The following is a 17,619-nucleotide window of genomic DNA, read 5'->3' on the forward strand; positions in this document are numbered from 1 at the left end:
GTTGGCGTCAGCTATCGGCCAGGCTCAACGCCTGCCTGCCCGCCTTTCGGTTTCCATTCCAGTTCGACGAGCAGGGTGCGCTGAACGACCACGGCTTCGTTGGCATCGGTAACGAGCCATAACCGCACGCTCTCACCTCCAGGCATGACCGCCAGCCCTTCGTAGTTTTCGCGCAGATCAAAGTCAGAGATGCGCGCCACCGGCTGCCAGGGCCACGGCTTACCGGCGCGGATGTCGGCAGGATCGGCCACAACCAGCCGGCTGGCGAACGGTGGATAGCCCGCAAAGGTGAGGCCGCGCAGAAGAACCGGCACACATCCGTCGGGAAGGACGGCCGCATCGACCGGGTCGAGCCCGGGAGGCGACTCGAAGATGAATTGGACCGCATGGTTGTCCTCGATGGGATCGCCGGCGAAAAGCAGTGCCGTTCGGCGCATCGGGCTAAGTGGGTCGCCCGTTTCCCTGAGGACAAGGAAGCGTCCGCCGGGCAAGCGCACGATCGATTCCGCCCCGCCGTTACCGGGGAAGTCCTCCATGCCCGCAGGATAGGTCTCCGCGATCGCCTTCGAAGATGCTCCGAGCCGCCAGATGCCGTTTATCCCTTCGAGCGACAGCCATGTCGAGCCAGTGGCCGGGTCGTAGGTCGCCCCCTCGACATCGTTGGCCCTCTTGTCGAAGGGCATTGCGATTGATCCGAACAGTTGGGCGGGCTTTGCGTTGGGGTCCCCAGGCGGCAGAAACTCCAGCCAGCTGCCTCGATCGGTATAGGCCCGCAATCGACCGTCCGGCATGGGGACCAGGGCCGAATAGCCGCCGAAGCGCCCGTCCTCGCTGGTCATCTGCCAGACACCGAGCCGGCGCACACCGTTGCTGCCGGCGTCGGTTTCGGGACCGGCGAGCAGCTCGATTCGCAGCTGGCCCGCGGGGACCTTTGCCCGCCGCGGGTGGTTCTGCGGCCACATCTGGGCCGTGGCTGCCAGCGCAAGGAGGAAGACGAGCGCCAGGCGCCCGGGCCTGGCCGCGAACATCAAGCTGCGCTCGGTTCCAGCTTGCCGCGATAGGCCTGCCTGAACGGCTCCATCCAACGCGAGTAGGGGGCTGATGAATTCAGTCCCGCCTTGTTTATCGGGTCACGCACCTGCGAGGCGCTGGCGGTCGAAACGACGCGTTCGGACAGGTGCGGGGAGAGCTGCGGCTCCTCGAACGGCAGTCCGGCGTGTTCGTCGATCCGGCGAATCCACTGCTCCGGGTCATTGACGAGTTCGGCATAGGGCACCGTCAGGATGCGATCCGGCAGGAGATCGCTCCAGAAGGCGTGAAGTTCGTCCTCCTGGTTGAAGAAGTCGCCGATCCATTCGAGCGACCAGCTCCATTCGCTACCCTTGAGGAAGAAGGTGCTGAAATCCGACCAGGCGTTATCCTGCGGATCGCGGCGCAGCCAGAACACCGGCCGTTCGGGGAACATGACCGTGAGAAGCCCCATGTAGCCGCTCGCCAGGAGGCTCTTGTCGATCACCGGCAGGTCACCCGGCATGCGCTGGGCGAGCAGATTGTTGTACGTCTCCCTTAGCTTGGCCACCGACCCGCCTCGCTCGATGTAAGCTTCCAGGTCGTGGAGCGAACTGCCGCCGACGTCCTGCTGGACCATCCGGAACAGGCCGAGCTCGGCCCCGTCGCCAGTCGCCGAATGGCTGACCAGAATTTGCTCTGTCAGGGTGGTGCCGGAGCGGGGAAGCCCGGTTACGAACAGCGGCCTGCCCTGCGTTCCGCGCATATCGAGCGAGTGCTTCTCGACCGCCGCACGCGTCCAGCCTGCCATCGAAGCGCGGCTTTGTTCGCGGCGAACGTCCGGATCGTAGGCCTCAAGTCCGCGCATGATGCGAGCGCCTTCGTCGAACGCCTTGAACGCTTCCGCGTAGGCCTCGCGCTGATGATGGACCCGGCCCAAAGCATAGTAGTAGGCCACGCCCTCGATATCCTCGCGCGTAGCGAAGTGGCGCTCGGCAGCGATGATCAGGTCGCCATCCGCCGGTTCGATCTTGCCGATCATCGCCAAGGCGATCCACGTCTGGCCCGATTGGGGATCGAGCATGGCCGCCTTGCGGAGGCTTTCCCTGGCCTTGTCGCGCTCCCCCGAGTTGGTCGCGACAGTCCCATCGAGATAGGCGCGCCCTGCCGGGTTCCAGCTGTCCTGGGAAATATCGTTGATAGTACGCTTGGCCGCATCATGGCGACCGGCGCGCGCCTGGAGACCGGCCATCTCCAGCACGATCTCCGGAAGGTTACCTGCCTGGCTGCGCCAGACCTGCAACGCCTCCAGCGCGGCATCATGCTCGCCGTTTCGTTCCAGCGCCGTTGCAATCGACTTCCAGGTCTTGCCCAGGGGAGGCCGGATCGAGATCAGTCGCATTGCCGCCTCGTTGACCGCGGCGCGATCGTGGCGTTGCAGGGCGGCGATAAAGTCGGCCTTCGCTGCGGCGGTCTGCTCGGTCGTCATGAGCCCTGCAATGCCCGAGAGGCGGTCATTAGGAAAGGGGAGGCATCGGTCGGTTCATCCCGCAGGATGTCATGCCTCGTAGGCTTCGATGAAAGGGCGCATGAATTCACGATAGGGTTCGGCGCTGCCGATACCGCGCCGATTGATCGGTTCACGCACCTGCAGAGAGCTCGCCGTAGTAACCCTCTGCGATGTCTCGTGGAATCTGTGTTGCTGCGCTTCGACCTCGAGGCCGCAGTGAGCGGTCATCCGCGCGATCCATTCTTCCGGGTGCGTAACGAGTTCGGCATAGGGGACTATCAGCATCCGGCTTCCGAGCACCGATTTCCAGTGCGCGAACAACCGGTCTTCGAGCTTCATATGATGGGCTATGTCGGCCAGTGACCACCCCGCGATCGCACTGCGCGACATCCAGGTGCGAAAAATCGACCAGGCGTTGTCGAGCGGGTCTCGTCGCAACCAGAGTACAGGCGCATCGGGGAAGATAAGGGCATATGGCCCGAGACTGCGGCTCTGGTTGAGCGTCTTGTCAATGAATGCGCCCTCGCCCGGTATCCGTTCTGCGACGAGGCGCAGATAGCTCTCGCGCAAGTCCCGCAGCTTTCCACCTGCCTCGACGTAACGCTTGAGGTCTGCCGGCGCGAAGCCGTCGCTGATTGCTTCGAGCTGCATCGCTAGGCCGAGTTCGCCGCCCCCATCGACCGCTGAGTGCGCTGCAAGGATTTGCTCAACCAGTGTGGTGCCGCTGCGAGGGAGCCCGGTGACGAATATCGGCTTGCGTGCTTCGGCGGCAGGACATTCAGCTAGGCAGGAGATCTCCTCGGCAGTCCAGCGTCCGGCGATCTGCGCCGACTGCTCGTTTTCCTCGGCCGAATAGGCCCGTCCCTGCCTGACGATGTTTGTCGATTTTTCGAAGTGGGAGAAGGCATCCGCCCGGTTGCCGCGGCGGTGCTCGACAAGTCCAAGGGCGTTTTCGACCGCGGCGTGGTCTTCCGGATCATCGAACCTGGGGGCATTCGCAAGTGCTCGCATTGCGGAATAGTCGGCATCCGAGATGGTGCCGAAATGGGCGAGTCCCTGCCACGAGCGCCCCGAATCCGGTCGCGCCTTGAGTGCCCGGCGAAATTCCTTTTCGGCATCGCGCAACTGTCCGAGGTTGAATGCAAGGGCTCCTCGCAAATAGGCGTTGGCGACTTCGGTCGGGAAACCGGCCGGCAAGGCTTCGACGAGCTTTTGCGCCCTCGCCGTCTGGCCCGCCAGGGAGAGGATCATCGCCTTCTCGTAATTCACGACATTGGCCGGGGTACCCTGCCGATGCCAGCAATTCAGCGCGGTGAGCGCCAGGTTGAGCTCCCCCCATTTGAAGACTTGCTGTGACAGGCCTAACCATTGGTCGCCCAGCGGTGCTTCCAGCGCAATGAGCTGGCGTGCCGCAGCAAGGATTGCCTGCCGGTCCTGCCGTTGCAAGGCCGACTTGAAGGCCGATGCGGCGAGCCTGAGAATGTCGTTGTTCACGCGCTGTGCCTGACGGAAACTTGGGCCCCGCACGCAGACGGTGGGCCAAAAAAAGGGGCGGCCAAAAGGCCGCCCCTTCGTACTCAGATAAGCGTATCGATCAAGTCGACGCTTACGGCTGACCGCCGAAGCGGACGGCCAGCGTCAGGCGAACCGAACGCGGAGCCTGGTAACCGCGGACCTTCATGAAGTCCGCATTCGGGCCGCCAAAGCTGACGTCGCCGAATTCGTCGAAGTCCAGCTTCGACTTCCAGTTGAACACGTTGAACACGTCGAGAGCGAAGTAGCTTCCGTCGAGGCCCGTGAAGCTGCCCAGGTCGAACGAAGTGCGCAGGTCGATCTGCTTGTTCCATTCGGACTCGAACGCCGAACCACGCGGAACGAGGTACGAGCCGCCGACCGCAGTGCCGCCGACATTCGACTGCTGGCAGTAGTACGACGCAGCACCGTACGAGGCCGCAAAGTTGCTCGAGTCGTAGTAGTTGCCGATGCAGCTGAACTTGCGCGGGCTTTCGACCAGCGCGTTGACGCCGATGTCGAGCCATTCGACCGGCTTCACGTGTCCGTAGAGCTTGAACACGTGAGCGCGACCGTTGGCAAGGTCACCGTAGGCGCCGTCGAGGAAGCCCGGCTGGTCGAAGTCCTGGGTCAGGCCGGTGTCGGTCTGGTTGTTGTCGGACTTCACGCCGCCTTCGAAGTTACCCACGAGGTTCGTCCAGGTGTAGCTGAAGTTGAACCCGTAGACGCCGTTGAAGGCCTTATCGACGGTGAACTGGATGGCGTCGTAGGCACGTTCCGCCTTCGGATAGCCGAGATCGGCCACGTCGAGCGTGACGATATCGCACATTCCGGCGACCGAGCAATCGCCATCCAGGCGGACGGTGATGGGCGAACCCGGGTTCGACAGAACGTACTGGTGGAAGCCGCTGAACACCGAACTGCAGCCTGCGATGCCGTTTTCGGCGCAGTATGCGTTGACCGCAGCGTCGATCGCCACGTCTTCCAGCGTCTCGCCGAGACGGCGGTTGATGTAGCTCAGGCCGAACTTCCAGTCGCCGGTCCGGTGCGAAATGCCGAGCAGCCATTCGTCCGAGTAGCTCGGAGCCAGGCCCTGGGCCACCAGGGTATCGGTCGGACCCTGCGTACCATCCGCGAAGATGATCGCGCACTGCTGGCTCAGGCCGGTGAGGGTCTGGAAGGCAGCAGGGCAGGCACCGCCGACGTTCGGCGCATAGTTGGTGATGTTGCCATCGGAATCGAAGGTGTAGAAATCGGGCACACCGTCGCCGTCGGCATCAGCACCAGCAGCGGCCGTGTAGGTCTGCCGCTGTTCGACGTAGAGTTCCGCGCCGGCGAGACGAATGTTGGTGTTCGTCGCGATCGGGAGGAAGTAGCGGCCCCAGAAGGCGTTAACCTTCGTGGCACCGTCACCGAAGAGGTCGAACGTGGCGCCCAGACGCGGACCCCACTGGTCGCCCGAGTCGTAGTACAGATCGCCCGACTGGGTGTAGTTCTTGAACCGGTCGTTGCGGATGCCGAGCTGCAGGTTCAGGCGGCCGTCCATGAGCGACCACGAATCCTGCAGGTAGAACGCCCGCATGTTGGTGTTGAACTCACCCTGGTTGTAGTAGAACCGGCGACGCGTCTGCGTGGTACGCAGGTCGTACCGGAACCCGGCGCCCGTGTACTGGGTCAGTTCGCCAGCGGTCAGGTCTTCGTAGTCGAAGCCGCCACGGAAGTGGTGTTCGCCGGCGAAGTTGGCATAGACGTCGACGTCCGCGCGGTAGAACTTGCGGTCGTTGATGTCGTTGGTGTCGCCGATGACCGTACCGTACGCGATACGGGTCGTGCCGATGCGGCTGAGCAGGTACGGCGAATCCGGATCGGTGTGCTGAGTCGCCTTGTCGTGGTTCTCACCGTACGATGCCGACAACGTCAGCCAGTCGGTGAACTGGCCGGTGTAGGTGCCGATGAAGTTGTTGCCACCGAACTCGCTTACCACCGCACCACGCAGTGCGCCGACAGTGTCGGTCGTACCGTCGTAGTTGAAGTAGTTCGTGCGCTGCGTCTGGTCATCGCGGAAGAAGGTGCCTTCCAGGCGATGTCCGTCGGCAATCACGAAATCGACCTTGCCGCCGAAGAACGGCGACTTGCTCTTGGTTTCAAGACGCAGCGAGTTCGAATTGCTGGTGTCGCCGTTCTTGAAGTAGCGCGGCTGGTACAGCGCGTAGAAGAACAGGCGGTCCTTGATGATCGGACCCGACACGTAGAGCGAAGCGTCATACGATTCGCGGTAGTCGGCGTCGTTCTTGTCGCGGATCTTGTCACCGGTCGTGGTGGGATCGGAATCCAGATCGGTGAAGGTGTTCGGCGAATCGGTACGAAGCGCGTCGGGAGCCCAGGTGGCGACGACGCCGGCCTTGAACTCGTTCGAACCCGACTTGGTGACCGCGGAGGTCACGCCGCCGAGCGCGCGGCCGTATTCGGCCTGGTAGCCGCCGGTCTTGACGTCGAGCGTGCGATAGAACTCGAACGGAATGATCGAGCCGCCGAGGAAGCTACGGAAATCGGTGATGTTCAGGCCGTTCACGTAGTAGGCGTTCTCGGCCACGGTCGCGCCGCCGATGGAGGCGAGGTTACCGAAACCGGAGTCGCCCGCCGTCGTGCCCGGAGCGAGCAGGATCAGCGAGGTCTGGTCGCGGCCAACCGGAACGGTCGAAGCCAGTTCCTGGACGTCGAGGGTGAGACCCGTCTGGGTCTGCGCGAAGTCGTTGACCTGGATACGAGTACCCAGAACGACGATGTCGTTGCCGTCGGCCTCAGCACCCGCATCGCCGCTCGCGGCGATGTAGCGGTAGCTGTTGGTCTGGCCGGCGACGACGGTCGCGCCGCGGTCTTCAACGACCGGGGTGCCGTTGGCAGTGACCGAAACCGTGTACGTGCCGGTCGGCAGGTTGGGGACGATGAAGGAACCGTTTGAACCCGTCGTCACGCTCTGGCTGAAGCCCTGCGAGTTGGAGGTAACGGTAACTTCGGCGCCCGCGAGCGGCGCGCCAGCTTCGTCCACGACGGTGCCAGAAAGGACGCCGCGGGTGTAGTCCTGCGCTGCGGCCGGAGCGGCCAGAGCGATTGCACCGACGCCCATACCGACGACGGAGAGGGCCTGCAGACAGCTAGCGCTGCACAGAGCCGATTTCTTGAGGAATGATTTCACGTTCCAGTCCCTTTTTCCAAAGGCCGCCGCCGGAACTGCGACGATGCCTTGAGCATTTCCGAACATGCGGCCTCCCTGGCCCCATCCGTGCGCTTCGGGCACACGAATCCCGTTCGGAAAATGATGCGGTGCAATGAGAGATTTTGGGGCCGTGGGTCAAAGACCTTGTCAGCCGTGTCGGACATTGGTTTTCAGCTGTAACCAAATTGCCACACAGGGGTTTGTGCCGACCAACTGCGCCCAGAAATCGACGAATTACGGGTATTTCGCAACAATGTTACAATTGCAACCGGCATGGGCGTTGCAAAATTGCACCGCAGGGCGAGTGCGCCGAAACTTTATGTTTGAAACGTTCCCAAGCTCAGTTCGCGGGTGCGACAAAGAGCAGCGGATCGAGCCGTGCGTCGTGCCATTTCATCGACCAGTGGAGGTGCGGCCCTGTGGCCCTTCCGGTCATTCCGATGTTGCCGATGTACTGGCCCTGGCGAACCACGTCGCCGACTTTGACCGCCAGTTTCGAGGAATGCAGGAAAGCGCTGTTGAGACCGCCGCCGTGATCGATGATCAGGAGGTTGCCCTCGAGTGAAAACGGAGACTGAGCGGCGAGCACGACGACGCCGTCGGCAGGGGCGACGTAGGGCGTGCCGCTCTCCCCCGTCGCGATGTCGAGGCCCGAGTGGTAGCTGCCCGCCTCGCCGCCGCGATAGATGCGCTGCGAGCCGAATCGGCCCGAGATTCGGCCCCTGGCCGGCCAGATGAAATCCTGCCGCCAGCCGCCGATGTCGTGGTCCACGGCCCGCGCCGCGGCAATTTGCGCCAGCTCGGGCTCGCGGATCTTCCAGAACTCCTCGGTCGTGCGGCCCTGCGTGCGCGGAATGTCGACGCGTTCTATGTTCCAGGCGCGTGGACTGACCGTCAGCGGGCTGGTGACGGTACGCCCGTCTGCAAACGTCGCGACCAGCGTCGACGTGGGCCCCGCATCGCGGTCGAAGGCGGCGAAGAAATGACCACTCGGATCGAGCTTCAGAGGTTCATCGCCAAGCCGGGCGGCAACGGTGCCCGCCGGGGCTTGTCCACGTAGCCAGCCGCCCTGGGTCAGCTCGCCTGAATAGACGAAGGTCGCCGGTGCAGCCGCTGCAGGCGGCGGAGCGCTTTCGCCCGTACCACCGAAACCGGCCAGCCAGGCGACGGCCGAGGCGGCCAGCGCAAACTTCAGCAACCCGGCAGGCATTGTCAGTCGTCGCCGGACAGCCGCTGCGTGGCGATGGCGGCGCTGGCGTAGGCTTCCTGCCGGTCGACCGACCAGTAGCGCAGCTCTTCCAGCGGGATAGCCTCGCCGGTGACGGCACAGACGACGAAATGGCCCGGCCTGGCCACGCGGAAGCCGTTCGGCCCGTAGATCAGCGTGGCAGGGGTCTGTCGTGAATTCATCAGCATACGCGGGACCTTAGCAACGAGCGGTCACTCGAACAAATCGTCTTGTGCGGGCCGTTTGGCCTGCGCGACGGGACGAGGCTTGGACCTCGATACACCAAGCGGACTAACCTCGACTGAACCGTCGGCGAATTCGAGCGTCAGGACCGGCTGCGCGGCGGCGACGGCGCGCGAAGACACCACCGGGTGGCCGCTGGCGCTGACCAGCGCATAACCGCGTTCGAGCGGGGCCTTGGGATCGAGCGAACGGCGCAAGCGCTCCAGGGCAGCCAGCCGCTCGCCGCGCTCGGCCAGAGGGCGGGTGACGAGCGCGGGCACGAGCCGGACGGAATTGAGCCGCTGCTGTGCATCGCGCAGGCCCCGTTGCAGCATGGCAGGCGACAGGCGCAGTTCGGACAACCTTTCGCGCCCCTTCCCGGCACGATCGGCAAGGCCGCGGCGCAGGCGCTCGGCAAGGTCGTCGAGGGCCTGCGCCTTGGCCGCCACCAGCGCCTCTGGCTGCGGAAAGCGCGCCACCCGCGCCTCGAGCCGTTCGCGCCCGAGCGTGACCGGGCGCATGACCGACTTGCGCTGGCGCAACGCAAACTCGTCGAGCGTCGCGGTGAGGTCGCGCAGCACCGGCACGGCAATCTCGGCGGCGGCGGTGGGGGTCGGGGCGCGCCGGTCGGCAGCATAGTCTGCCAGCGTGGTGTCGGTCTCGTGCCCGACCGCGCTGATCACCGGGATCGGCGATTCGGCGATGGCGCGGACGACGGTCTCCTCGTTGAAGCCCCACAGGTCCTCGATCGAACCGCCTCCGCGCGCGACGATCAGCAGGTCGGGGCGCGGCACCGCGCCGCCCTCGGCCAGCGCGCCGAACCCACGCACCGCGGCGGCGACCTGCTCGGCCGAACCCTGCCCCTGGACCAGCACCGGCCAGACCAGCACGCGGCTGGGGAAGCGGTCGGCAAGGCGGTGGAGGATGTCGCGGATCACCGCCCCCGTCGGCGAAGTGACCACGCCGATCACTCGCGGGAGATACGGCAGCGGCCGCTTGCGCTCGGGCGCGAAGAGCCCCTCGGCGGCGAGCCGCTGGCGGGTCTTCTCGAGCAGCGCGAGCAGCGCCCCTTCGCCGGCGATCTCCATCCGCTCGATGACGATCTGGTATTTCGAGCGCCCGGGATAGGTCGTCAGCTTGCCCGAAGCGACGACCTCGATCCCATCCTCGGGCCGGAATCCCAGCCGCTCGGCATTGCCGCGCCACATCACCCCGTCGATCACCGCGCCCTCGTCCTTGAGGCTGCAGTAGAAGTGCCCGGAGGCGGCGCGCTTGACCCCCGACAGCTCGCCGCGCAGCTTCACGAAACCGAAGCGCTCCTCGACCGTGCGCTTGAGCAGCTGGGAAATCTCGGTGATGGAGAGCGGTGCGGCGTTGTCCCCAGCGGCCCCCTTGGCTACCAGCCCGGCAGCTGAATCGTCGTCGTCGAAAGAAGGGCCGGGCATGAATATCCTCTTGCTGGGAGCAGGCGGGCGCGAACATGCGCTGGCGTGGAAGCTGGCGCAATCCCGCTACATCGCCGCCGACGGTGGTACGCTCTATGCCGCGCCGGGCAACCCCGGCATCGCCGAATGCGCCACGCTGGTCGAACTCGACGTTGCCGACCACGACGCTGTCGTCGCCTGGTGCGAGGGGCACAGGGTCGATTTCGTCGTCGTAGGGCCGGAAGCCCCGCTGGTCGATGGGCTGGCCGACACCTTGCGCGGGGCCGGGATCGCGGTGTTCGGTCCGAGCAAGGCCGCCGCCCAGCTCGAAGGCAGCAAGGGCTTCACCAAGGACCTGTGCGAGCGCGCCGGAATCCCGACCGCGGGCTATGTCCGGACGACCTCGCTGGAGCAGGCGAAGACCGCGCTCGACCGCTTCGAAGCGCCCTACGTGCTCAAGGCCGACGGGCTGGCGGCGGGCAAGGGCGTGGTCATCGCAGCCACGCAAGACGATGCGAATGAAGCGCTTGAAGACATGTTCAGCGGCGCGTTCGGCGCTGCCGGGACAGAGGTTGTCCTGGAGGAATTCATGGAAGGCGAGGAAGCGAGCTTCTTCGTCCTTACCGACGGGGCGACGATCGTCCCCTTCGGCTCGGCGCAGGATCACAAACGGGTCGGCGAAGGCGACACCGGGCCGAACACCGGCGGGATGGGCGCCTACAGCCCCGCCCCGGTGCTCAGCGCGAGCCTGCGCGGGGAAGCGATCGAGCGGATCATCGCCCCGACGGTTCGGCAGATGGCCGAGGAAGGCATGCCCTATTCGGGCGTGCTCTACGCCGGGCTGATGCTGACCCCGCAAGGCCCCAAGCTGGTCGAGTACAACTGCCGCTTCGGCGATCCCGAATGCCAGGTGCTGATGATGCGGCTGGAGAGCGATCTCGGCGAGTATCTCTACGCCTCCGCGACCAGCGGCCTTGCCGCGCTCCGGCCGCCGAAGTTCTCCCGCGAAACCGCCATGACGGTCGTGATGGCGGCGCAGGGCTATCCCGGCACGCCGGCGAAGGACGGATCCATCGCGGGGATCGACGCCGCCGAAGCCGGCGGGGCCAAGGTCTTCCATGCCGGGACCGCGCTCAGGGACGGGCAACTGGTCGCCAGTGGCGGGCGCGTGCTCAACGTGACGGCGAGCGGCAGCAGCGTGGCGGAAGCGCAGCGCAAGGCCTACGCCGCGGTCGACGCGCTCGATTTCCCGAGCGGCTTTTGCCGCCGCGACATCGGCTGGCGCGAAATCGAGCGCGAAGGCTCCTAGAGCCCGAGCGCGTCGCGCATGGCCCACAGCGGCAAGTGCGGACGGGCGAGCGCCTGGTTTACCGCATAGGGCCACCAGCCTGGGCCGAAGGGCAGGTAGAGCCGCACCGGAACGCCTAGCCGCTTGGCGATCGCCGTGGTGCGGCGGCGGGGCAGGCCGCGGAGCTGTTCGAGCTCGCACGGTGTGCTGGACGCCACCAGCATCGTCAGCGCCGCTTCGGCGAGTGCGGGATCGTGGGTGGCGATGCCGACCGGGGCGGTGCGCCCGGCGAGGCGTTCGACCAACGACAGGTAGGCGGCAGCAACGTCCGGGACATCGGCCACCGGATCGGCCCACTCGCCCTTGACCAGCCGGATGCGGCACGGCGTGTCGCGCAAAGCAACGGCATCGGCGGCGCTGCGCTGCCAGCGGGCAGGGAGCGCGACGCCCGCGGCGAATTCGCGGCCCAGCGAAAGGATGGCGTCGGCATGGACCGGTGCCATGGCATCGAAGGTCAGAGGAATGCCGCTGGCGACGAGGCCTGCAACTGCCGCACGATCGAAGCCGATGGCATTGGCCTTGACTGCAATGCGCGTGTCGATCCCGGCCGCGGCGAGCCCGGCGGCGAGGTCGCCCCAGATCGCGGCGACTTCGCCGACGGTCTCGCCGCTGGCATGGAAATAACCGGCGCTGGTGCGAATGCCGCGCCCACCGAGGGAGGCGAAGTGCGCCACCGCGGCGGTGACGTCGAGGCCCGGCGAGACCTTTTCGACCAGCTCCGGCAGCGCGTAGCGGACATCGCGCAGGCGGGCGCGCAGGGCGGAGCTCACCGCCGCACTCGCACCAGCCGTTGCCGCGCCCATCGTGCACTGTCGGCGGCGAAGGCCACGGCTCCCGCCATTCCGAACGGGTAGGTCCTGAGCTGCACGCAGGAATGCTCCTCGCGCGTCCACAGCTCGGCAATCCAGCTTTCCGCATCGCCCATGAGTTCGAAGCGCTCGATCCGGCGCCGCGCCGCATCGCCGAGCACATGGAGCATCAGCAGCGTGCCGGGCGAACAGCGCTGGAAGCGCTCGTCGAAGCCGATCTTGTAGAGCCAATGCCTGCCGCCGAGCTCGACCGCGAGGTGCATTGCCGCGATCTCCCCACTGAGCCTGAGGAAGGCAATGCGGCAGCTCCGGTCCTCGCACGCCGCCTTGAGGTAGGCGCGGAAGAATGCCTCCTTCCGAGGGTCGCAGGCGATGGCTGTGCCCGCCTCGCGTTTCCAGCTCGCCGCCTCGACGGCGATGGCCGCATCGAAGTGCGCGTCGAACTCGTCCGGTGAGGGGGTGAGCGTTTCGAACGAAACCTGGCCGAATTCGGCGGCACGCCGCGCGGCGCGGCGGAAGTCGGAGCGGCGGCGCGCGTTGAAGCGGCTTTCGGGTTCGCTCCAGCTTTCGTCCAGCGCGATCGTCGGGCAGGGCGGCGCTGGGCGCACATCGACAAGTCCGCGTCCGGCCATCGCCTCGCGCAGCGCCGGCACGAAGGCCGAGCTGGCCGGCACCCGGGCCATGACCAGCGGGCGTCGCTCCCGCGCCACGAGCGTCGCGAGGCGGTGCGCGGCAACCGAATCCCGGACCGCGGCGTCTCCCGGTTCGAACACTTCGTTGTCCCCCGCCAGCCGCCAGCGGGCGAAGGCTCCGGGCGAGCGGGCGAGCGGCAGGACGGCGTCGAAGCGGCCCTGGGTTTCGACCTGGAACAGCGCCAGTTCGTCGCCGGCCAGCAGGGTTTCGCGCAGGGCAGAGAGGAAATCGGGGTGCTGGGTCGGCAGCGTGGCGCGCGTGTCGAGGTGGCGCCAGGCGCGCTGGTGCGCCGTCGCCCCTTCTGCCGTGCGCAAGTCGAGCACCGGCGCATGAATCGCCGAAAATTCCATTCACTGTCCCTCAGGACGGGCGAATAGCCGGGTCTTCCTAAGAAACTGCCAATCCGCTCGCAGGTAAGTGCCCGCGCACCAGCCACGCGGCGCTCGTCGCCAGCAGCGCCGTCAGCGCCAGCGCCCCGAACAGCACCGAGGCCGAGCCGCCGGCGAAGTCGAGCAGGTAACCCCCGGCGAAGCTCATGGCGATGCCGCCCACCCGGCCGCTGGTCATGCCGAGGCCGATCCCGCTAGCGCGGACATCGGCCGGATAGAGCAGCGTGGCCATGGCGTAGAGCGTGGTGATGCCGACGCTGGCGGCAAATCCGACCGCGGCGGCGAGGGCGTCGATCGCCAGGCGGGCGCCAGGCGCGGCATCGAGCGTAGCGCCGAATCCGGCGAGCAGGGCTGCCGTTGCCAGGGCGCTCGCCCACATGACCCGGCGCGATCCCTGCGCCCGGGCGAGCCAGCCGGCGGCGAAAGCGCCGAGAATCGAGCAGGCGTTGAACGTCAGGCTCGCCGTCAGCGCCTGGTCGAGCGTGAACCCGGCGGCGGTGAGGAACGAGGGCATCCACGCGCCGAGGCCATAGACGATCGCGGTCAGGGCCGCGAAGCTCAGGCCCACCCCGGCGTTGAGGCGGGCAAATTGCGACGACAGCAGCCGTCCGCGCTGCGCCGCCGGTCCGGCCGCCGGGTGCGGCGGCTCGCGCAACACGGCGAGGAGCACGATCCCGAGCACCACGGCCAAGGCGCCAAGCGCCACGAACACCCCGCGCCAGCCGAGCGAGGGCAGCATGGCCGGAAGCGCCGCCGCGCCGATCATCCCGCCCGCCGGGGTCCCGACCGCGAGCAGCGCGACAACGTAAGTCCTGAAGCGGACCGGCAGCCACTCGCTGCCCAGCGCCAGCGCGTTCGGCCCAGCCGCCCCGAAGCCCACTCCGCCAAGCACCCTCAGCGCGGCCAGCGCGGCGACATCGTGGGTGCGGCTGACGGCAAGGGTCGCGCAGCCGAACAGGACCACCGCCAGCGCCAATGCGCGCACCCGGCCGACCTTGTCGCCGAGCCAGCCGCCGGCGGCCGCGCCCAGCGCCATCCCGAACAGCGCCGCGGCCATCGCCGTGCCGAAGTCGGCCCGTGCGACGCCCCACTCGGCAAGGATCAGCGGCGCGGTCAGGGCGAGCAGCTGGTAGTCGAGCCCGTCGATCACCAGCGCTGCGAGGCACAGCGCCAGCGTGACGAGCCCGAACGCCCGCACCGCCTCGCGGCTCTCGCCGGTCAAGTTATTCGGCTGCCTTTGCGGGAGGATTCTTCCACGCCCGTTCTTCTCCGACCCACGGCACCTGGCCGTTGATCCACAGGTCGACGTCGACGCTGGCGAAGCGCCATTCGCCATCGCCGCCCTTCACCGCGAGCGTATCCCACGTGCCCATCCCGAACACCCGGTTCTCGAACGTCTCGACGTCGTGCTGCAGGATCGACCAGAAGGCCTTGATGCGCACGCCGTTCTCGCCCTTGGGGCTCATCAGGACGGCGGAGAACCGATGCTGGCGGCCGAGGTAGTGGTTGGGCTTGTCATACCACAGCGAATCGGTCGCCCGCTTCAACCCCTCGCGACCGACGCATTGCCCCTGCGGCCAGTGGCGCAGCCAGCCGTCCTCGGCGAAGGTCGCCGCGTAGCCTTCAAAATCGCCGGTATCGAGCGCCCAGCAATAGCGCGCCATGAGTTCGTCGATTGCGACGCGATCCTCGAGCGAAACCTTGCCTGTCATGCCGCTCTCCCTTCAGCGGAGAGGATGGACCGCAAGCGGCCCGGCGGCAAGGGGCACCGCCGGGCCTCGCGCAAAGCTCATTGTCGAGCCTGTGCACGTTGCGGAACCAGCCAGACGAGCGCGAGGATCGCACCGCCGAGCACGAGCGAGGCGGCCAGCCGGCTCAGCTCGAGCCCGCCATGGGTGACCGGTTTGTCGAGGAAATCGCCTACGACAGCGCCCAGCGGCCGGGTAAGGATGAAGGCGGCCCAGAACAATGCGACGCGATTGGCCCTGGTGAGGAAGTACGCAAAGGCCAGCAAGGCCAGCGCCCCGCCGAATATTTCCGCCGCGCCGAGATAGCCGAGCGGACCGTCCGCCACCCAGTCGCCCAGCGCGGTGCCGAGCGTCTGCGAGAAGGTGATGGTCAGCCAGTAGTATAGCTCTGCCTTCGGCTCGTGCACCGATTGCACCGAGATCGTCCCGAGCGCGCGATGCCACGTGGCCAGCGAGGCGAGCACGAGGGCAAGAAGCAGCATCGAACCGCCGGGATAGCCGATACCGAGCGAGCGCGTGGCAAAATCCGCCAGCGTCGTGCCGGCCGTGGTCGAGGCGATGATAGTCGCCCAGTAGAGATAGGGATGGAACTTCGCCGCCCTGACCTGGAGCCAGACGAGCAGGGCCAGCAGGCCCCCGAATATCGCCGTACCGACAAGGTAGCCGTTTAGGCCGGACTGCCCGGCGCTCGCGGTGGTCTCGCCCAGCCAGCTCATGCTGACCGTGTCGCCCATCGTCTCGCCGAAGGTCGTCGCAAGGATCTTGGTGATCCAGAAGCCCAGCGTGACCGCGGGGACCTTTGTCATTGCCGTTTCGGCATCGCTCGTATTCATTGGCCGCACCGCATGCTTGCATCACACTTGGCCGCTACGCGCGAATGGCGTCGCCGGACCATAAGCAGGAGTTGAAATGACCGGATTGAGCGCGCGCGGACGGCCCGATCACCACGCCCGGAGACTGGCCATCGCCGCCTCGGTCGCCGGGTTGCAGGCGCTGGCGGCGATCTATTTCCTGGTCGATGCCGTGGGCGAGAGCCACGACGGTTCGAACCCGCTGGGGCTGCTCGACGGCCTCGTCGCGCTCGCCCTGCTGGCGGGGATCGGTTTCGGCGCATTGGCTGTCCGGCGGTTGCTCGCCGACGCGCGTCGGCACGAGCGCGCGCTCGACGCAGCCCGCGGGGCGCTGGGAGAGCTCATCCGCGAACGTTTCGGAGAATGGCGCCTGTCGCCGAGCGAAGCCGATGTCGCGCTGTTCGCGCTCAAGGGATGCACCGTCGCGGAAATCGCCGAGATGCGCGGGGCTGCAAGCGGAACGGTGCGCTCGCAGCTCAGCCAGGTCTACGCCAAGGCCGGCGTTGCCGGCCAGCCGATGCTGATGTCGCTGTTCCTCGAAGACCTGCTGGGCGAAGCCGCGACGGCCTAACCTAGCTTTTCGGCCATCAGCGCGGCGAGGTTGGCTTCGGAGCGGGCGCCGTAGTGGCTGATGATCTCGGCCGCGGCGATGGCCCCGCGGCGCAGGGACCGTTCGAGCGGCTCGCCGTTGACGTGGCCGTAGAGGAAACCGGCGGCGAAGAGGTCGCCCGCGCCGGTCGTGTCGACCACCTCGGTCGGTTCGGCGGCGACTTCAGCGCGCTCGCCCCCGGACACCGCGACGGCGCCCTTCTCGCTGCGAGTCACAACGAGCACCGGGACCTTGTCGCGCAGCGCGGCGATGCCGTCCTCGAAGTCATCCTCACCGGTCAGCGCGGCAAGCTCGACGTGGTTGGCAAAGAGGATGTCGATCAGCCCCTCGTCGATCAGCTGGCGGAAATCGTCGCCGTGGCGGCTGATGACGAAGGCGTCGCTGAGCGTGAAGGCGACCTCGCGCCCCGCGGCGCGGGCGGTCTCGATGGCCCGCCGCATGGCGGCGCGCGGCTCTTCCGGATCCCACAGATAGCCTTCGAGGTAGAGCACCCTCGCTCCGCCGATCGCCTCCTCGTCGATGGCCGCCGCGGGCAGGAACTGCGAGGCGCCGAGGAAGGTGTTCATCGTGCGCTGGGCGTCGGGAGTGACGAAGATCAGGCAGCGCGCGGTCGGCGGGTCTCCGGCGCGGGCCGGGGTGTCGAAATCGATCCCGACCGCATGGATGTCGTGCGCGAAGACTTCCCCGAGCTGGTCCTTGGCGACCTGGCCGATGAAGGCGCACTGCGCGCCCATGGCGGAAAGCCCGGCGAGCGTGTTGGCCGCCGAACCGCCCGAAATCTCGCGCGCCGGGCCCATCGCGTCGTAGAGCTCGTTGGCACGCTCGGTATCGACCAGCGTCATGCCTCCCTTGTTGAGCCCGAGCTCGTCGATCAGCGTATCGTCGCACGGGGCCATCACGTCGACGATGGCGTTGCCGATGGCGATTACGTCGTAGCGGGGCTGGGTCATCGAGGGTCCTGTCGTTGGTGCAAGCCGCCGCGCCTTAGCGGCGGATGACCGCAAGGCCAAGGTGCAGACATTGCTGGCGATTGACTTGGCCCGGGCCGGG

General features: G+C 66.8%; 15 protein-coding genes. 2 read left to right on the forward strand and 13 right to left on the reverse strand.

The features are described 5' to 3' along the window. Positions 1-11 precede the first annotated feature (11 nt). The 7 genes from GRI89_RS12840 to xseA all read right to left on the reverse strand — a co-directional run bounded on the left by GRI89_RS12840 (position 12) and on the right by xseA (position 10,142). Positions 12-1,028, reverse strand: coding sequence for an esterase-like activity of phytase family protein (locus GRI89_RS12840; RefSeq protein WP_159796255.1), 1,017 nt, complete (start codon positions 1,026-1,028; stop codon positions 12-14). Next, positions 1,028-2,497 carry a tetratricopeptide repeat-containing sulfotransferase family protein gene (locus tag GRI89_RS12845; RefSeq protein ID WP_159796258.1) on the reverse strand — a complete coding sequence of 490 codons (1,470 nt, stop codon included), beginning with the start codon at positions 2,495-2,497 and terminating at the stop codon, positions 1,028-1,030. The genes GRI89_RS12840 and GRI89_RS12845 overlap by 1 nt, the downstream gene beginning before the upstream one ends. 69 nt (positions 2,498-2,566) lie before the next feature. Next, positions 2,567-4,012, reverse strand: coding sequence for a tetratricopeptide repeat-containing sulfotransferase family protein (locus GRI89_RS12850; RefSeq protein ID WP_159796261.1), 1,446 nt, complete (start codon positions 4,010-4,012; stop codon positions 2,567-2,569). Between the two features lie 112 nt (positions 4,013-4,124). Further along, positions 4,125-7,226, reverse strand: coding sequence for a TonB-dependent receptor (locus tag GRI89_RS12855; RefSeq protein ID WP_328598244.1), 3,102 nt, complete (start codon positions 7,224-7,226; stop codon positions 4,125-4,127). A gap of 361 nt (positions 7,227-7,587) precedes the next feature. Then, the gene (locus GRI89_RS12860; RefSeq protein ID WP_159796267.1) at positions 7,588-8,457 is read right to left on the reverse strand and encodes a M23 family metallopeptidase; all 870 of its coding nucleotides are present in this window, start codon (positions 8,455-8,457) and stop codon (positions 7,588-7,590) included. A 2-nt stretch (positions 8,458-8,459) separates the two neighbouring features. Next, positions 8,460-8,663: a DUF2093 domain-containing protein gene (locus GRI89_RS12865; protein WP_159796270.1), complete on the reverse strand. Its 204-nt coding sequence runs from the start codon at positions 8,661-8,663 to the stop codon at positions 8,460-8,462. Between the two features lie 24 nt (positions 8,664-8,687). Further along, positions 8,688-10,142 carry an exodeoxyribonuclease VII large subunit gene (xseA, locus tag GRI89_RS12870; protein WP_159796273.1) on the reverse strand — a complete coding sequence of 485 codons (1,455 nt, stop codon included), beginning with the start codon at positions 10,140-10,142 and terminating at the stop codon, positions 8,688-8,690. Between xseA and purD the strand changes: the two genes are divergently transcribed. After that, a complete protein-coding gene (gene purD, locus GRI89_RS12875; RefSeq protein WP_159796276.1) occupies positions 10,141-11,430 on the forward strand; it encodes a phosphoribosylamine--glycine ligase in 1,290 nt (429 codons plus the stop codon). The two genes, xseA and purD, sit on opposite strands and share 2 nt — an antisense overlap. Here purD and GRI89_RS12880 read toward each other — a convergent pair. The 5 genes from GRI89_RS12880 to GRI89_RS12900 all read right to left on the reverse strand — a co-directional run bounded on the left by GRI89_RS12880 (position 11,427) and on the right by GRI89_RS12900 (position 15,914). Continuing rightward, a complete protein-coding gene (locus GRI89_RS12880) occupies positions 11,427-12,239 on the reverse strand; it encodes a proline dehydrogenase (protein WP_328598245.1) in 813 nt (270 codons plus the stop codon). The genes purD and GRI89_RS12880 overlap by 4 nt on opposite strands. Then, entirely contained in the window at positions 12,236-13,321 is a 1,086-nt protein-coding gene (locus tag GRI89_RS12885; protein ID WP_159796282.1) for a GNAT family N-acetyltransferase, read from the reverse strand. Before GRI89_RS12885 ends, GRI89_RS12880 begins: the two co-directional genes overlap by 4 nt. Positions 13,322-13,358: 37 nt before the next feature. Further along, positions 13,359-14,582 (reverse strand): MFS transporter, encoded by a 1,224-nt coding sequence (locus GRI89_RS12890; protein ID WP_159796285.1) that lies wholly within the window; start codon positions 14,580-14,582, stop codon positions 13,359-13,361. 1 nt (position 14,583) lies between these two features. Next, on the reverse strand, positions 14,584-15,072 hold the full coding sequence (locus tag GRI89_RS12895) for a nuclear transport factor 2 family protein (RefSeq protein WP_159796288.1): 489 nt from the start codon (positions 15,070-15,072) through the stop codon (positions 14,584-14,586). 77 nt (positions 15,073-15,149) lie between these two features. Then, entirely contained in the window at positions 15,150-15,914 is a 765-nt protein-coding gene (locus GRI89_RS12900; RefSeq protein WP_235913346.1) for a COG4705 family protein, read from the reverse strand. Between the two features lie 103 nt (positions 15,915-16,017). On the opposite strand from GRI89_RS12900, the gene GRI89_RS12905 reads away from it, so the two are divergent. Further along, positions 16,018-16,530 carry a helix-turn-helix transcriptional regulator gene (locus GRI89_RS12905; protein WP_159796294.1) on the forward strand — a complete coding sequence of 171 codons (513 nt, stop codon included), beginning with the start codon at positions 16,018-16,020 and terminating at the stop codon, positions 16,528-16,530. Here GRI89_RS12905 and GRI89_RS12910 read toward each other — a convergent pair. Then, on the reverse strand, positions 16,527-17,519 hold the full coding sequence (locus tag GRI89_RS12910; protein ID WP_159796297.1) for an adenosine kinase: 993 nt from the start codon (positions 17,517-17,519) through the stop codon (positions 16,527-16,529). The two genes, GRI89_RS12905 and GRI89_RS12910, sit on opposite strands and share 4 nt — an antisense overlap. Between the last annotated feature and the right edge of the window lie 100 nt (positions 17,520-17,619).

This window comes from Croceibacterium salegens, assembly GCF_009827435.1.
GTDB classification, from domain to species: domain Bacteria; phylum Pseudomonadota; class Alphaproteobacteria; order Sphingomonadales; family Sphingomonadaceae; genus Croceibacterium_B; species Croceibacterium_B salegens.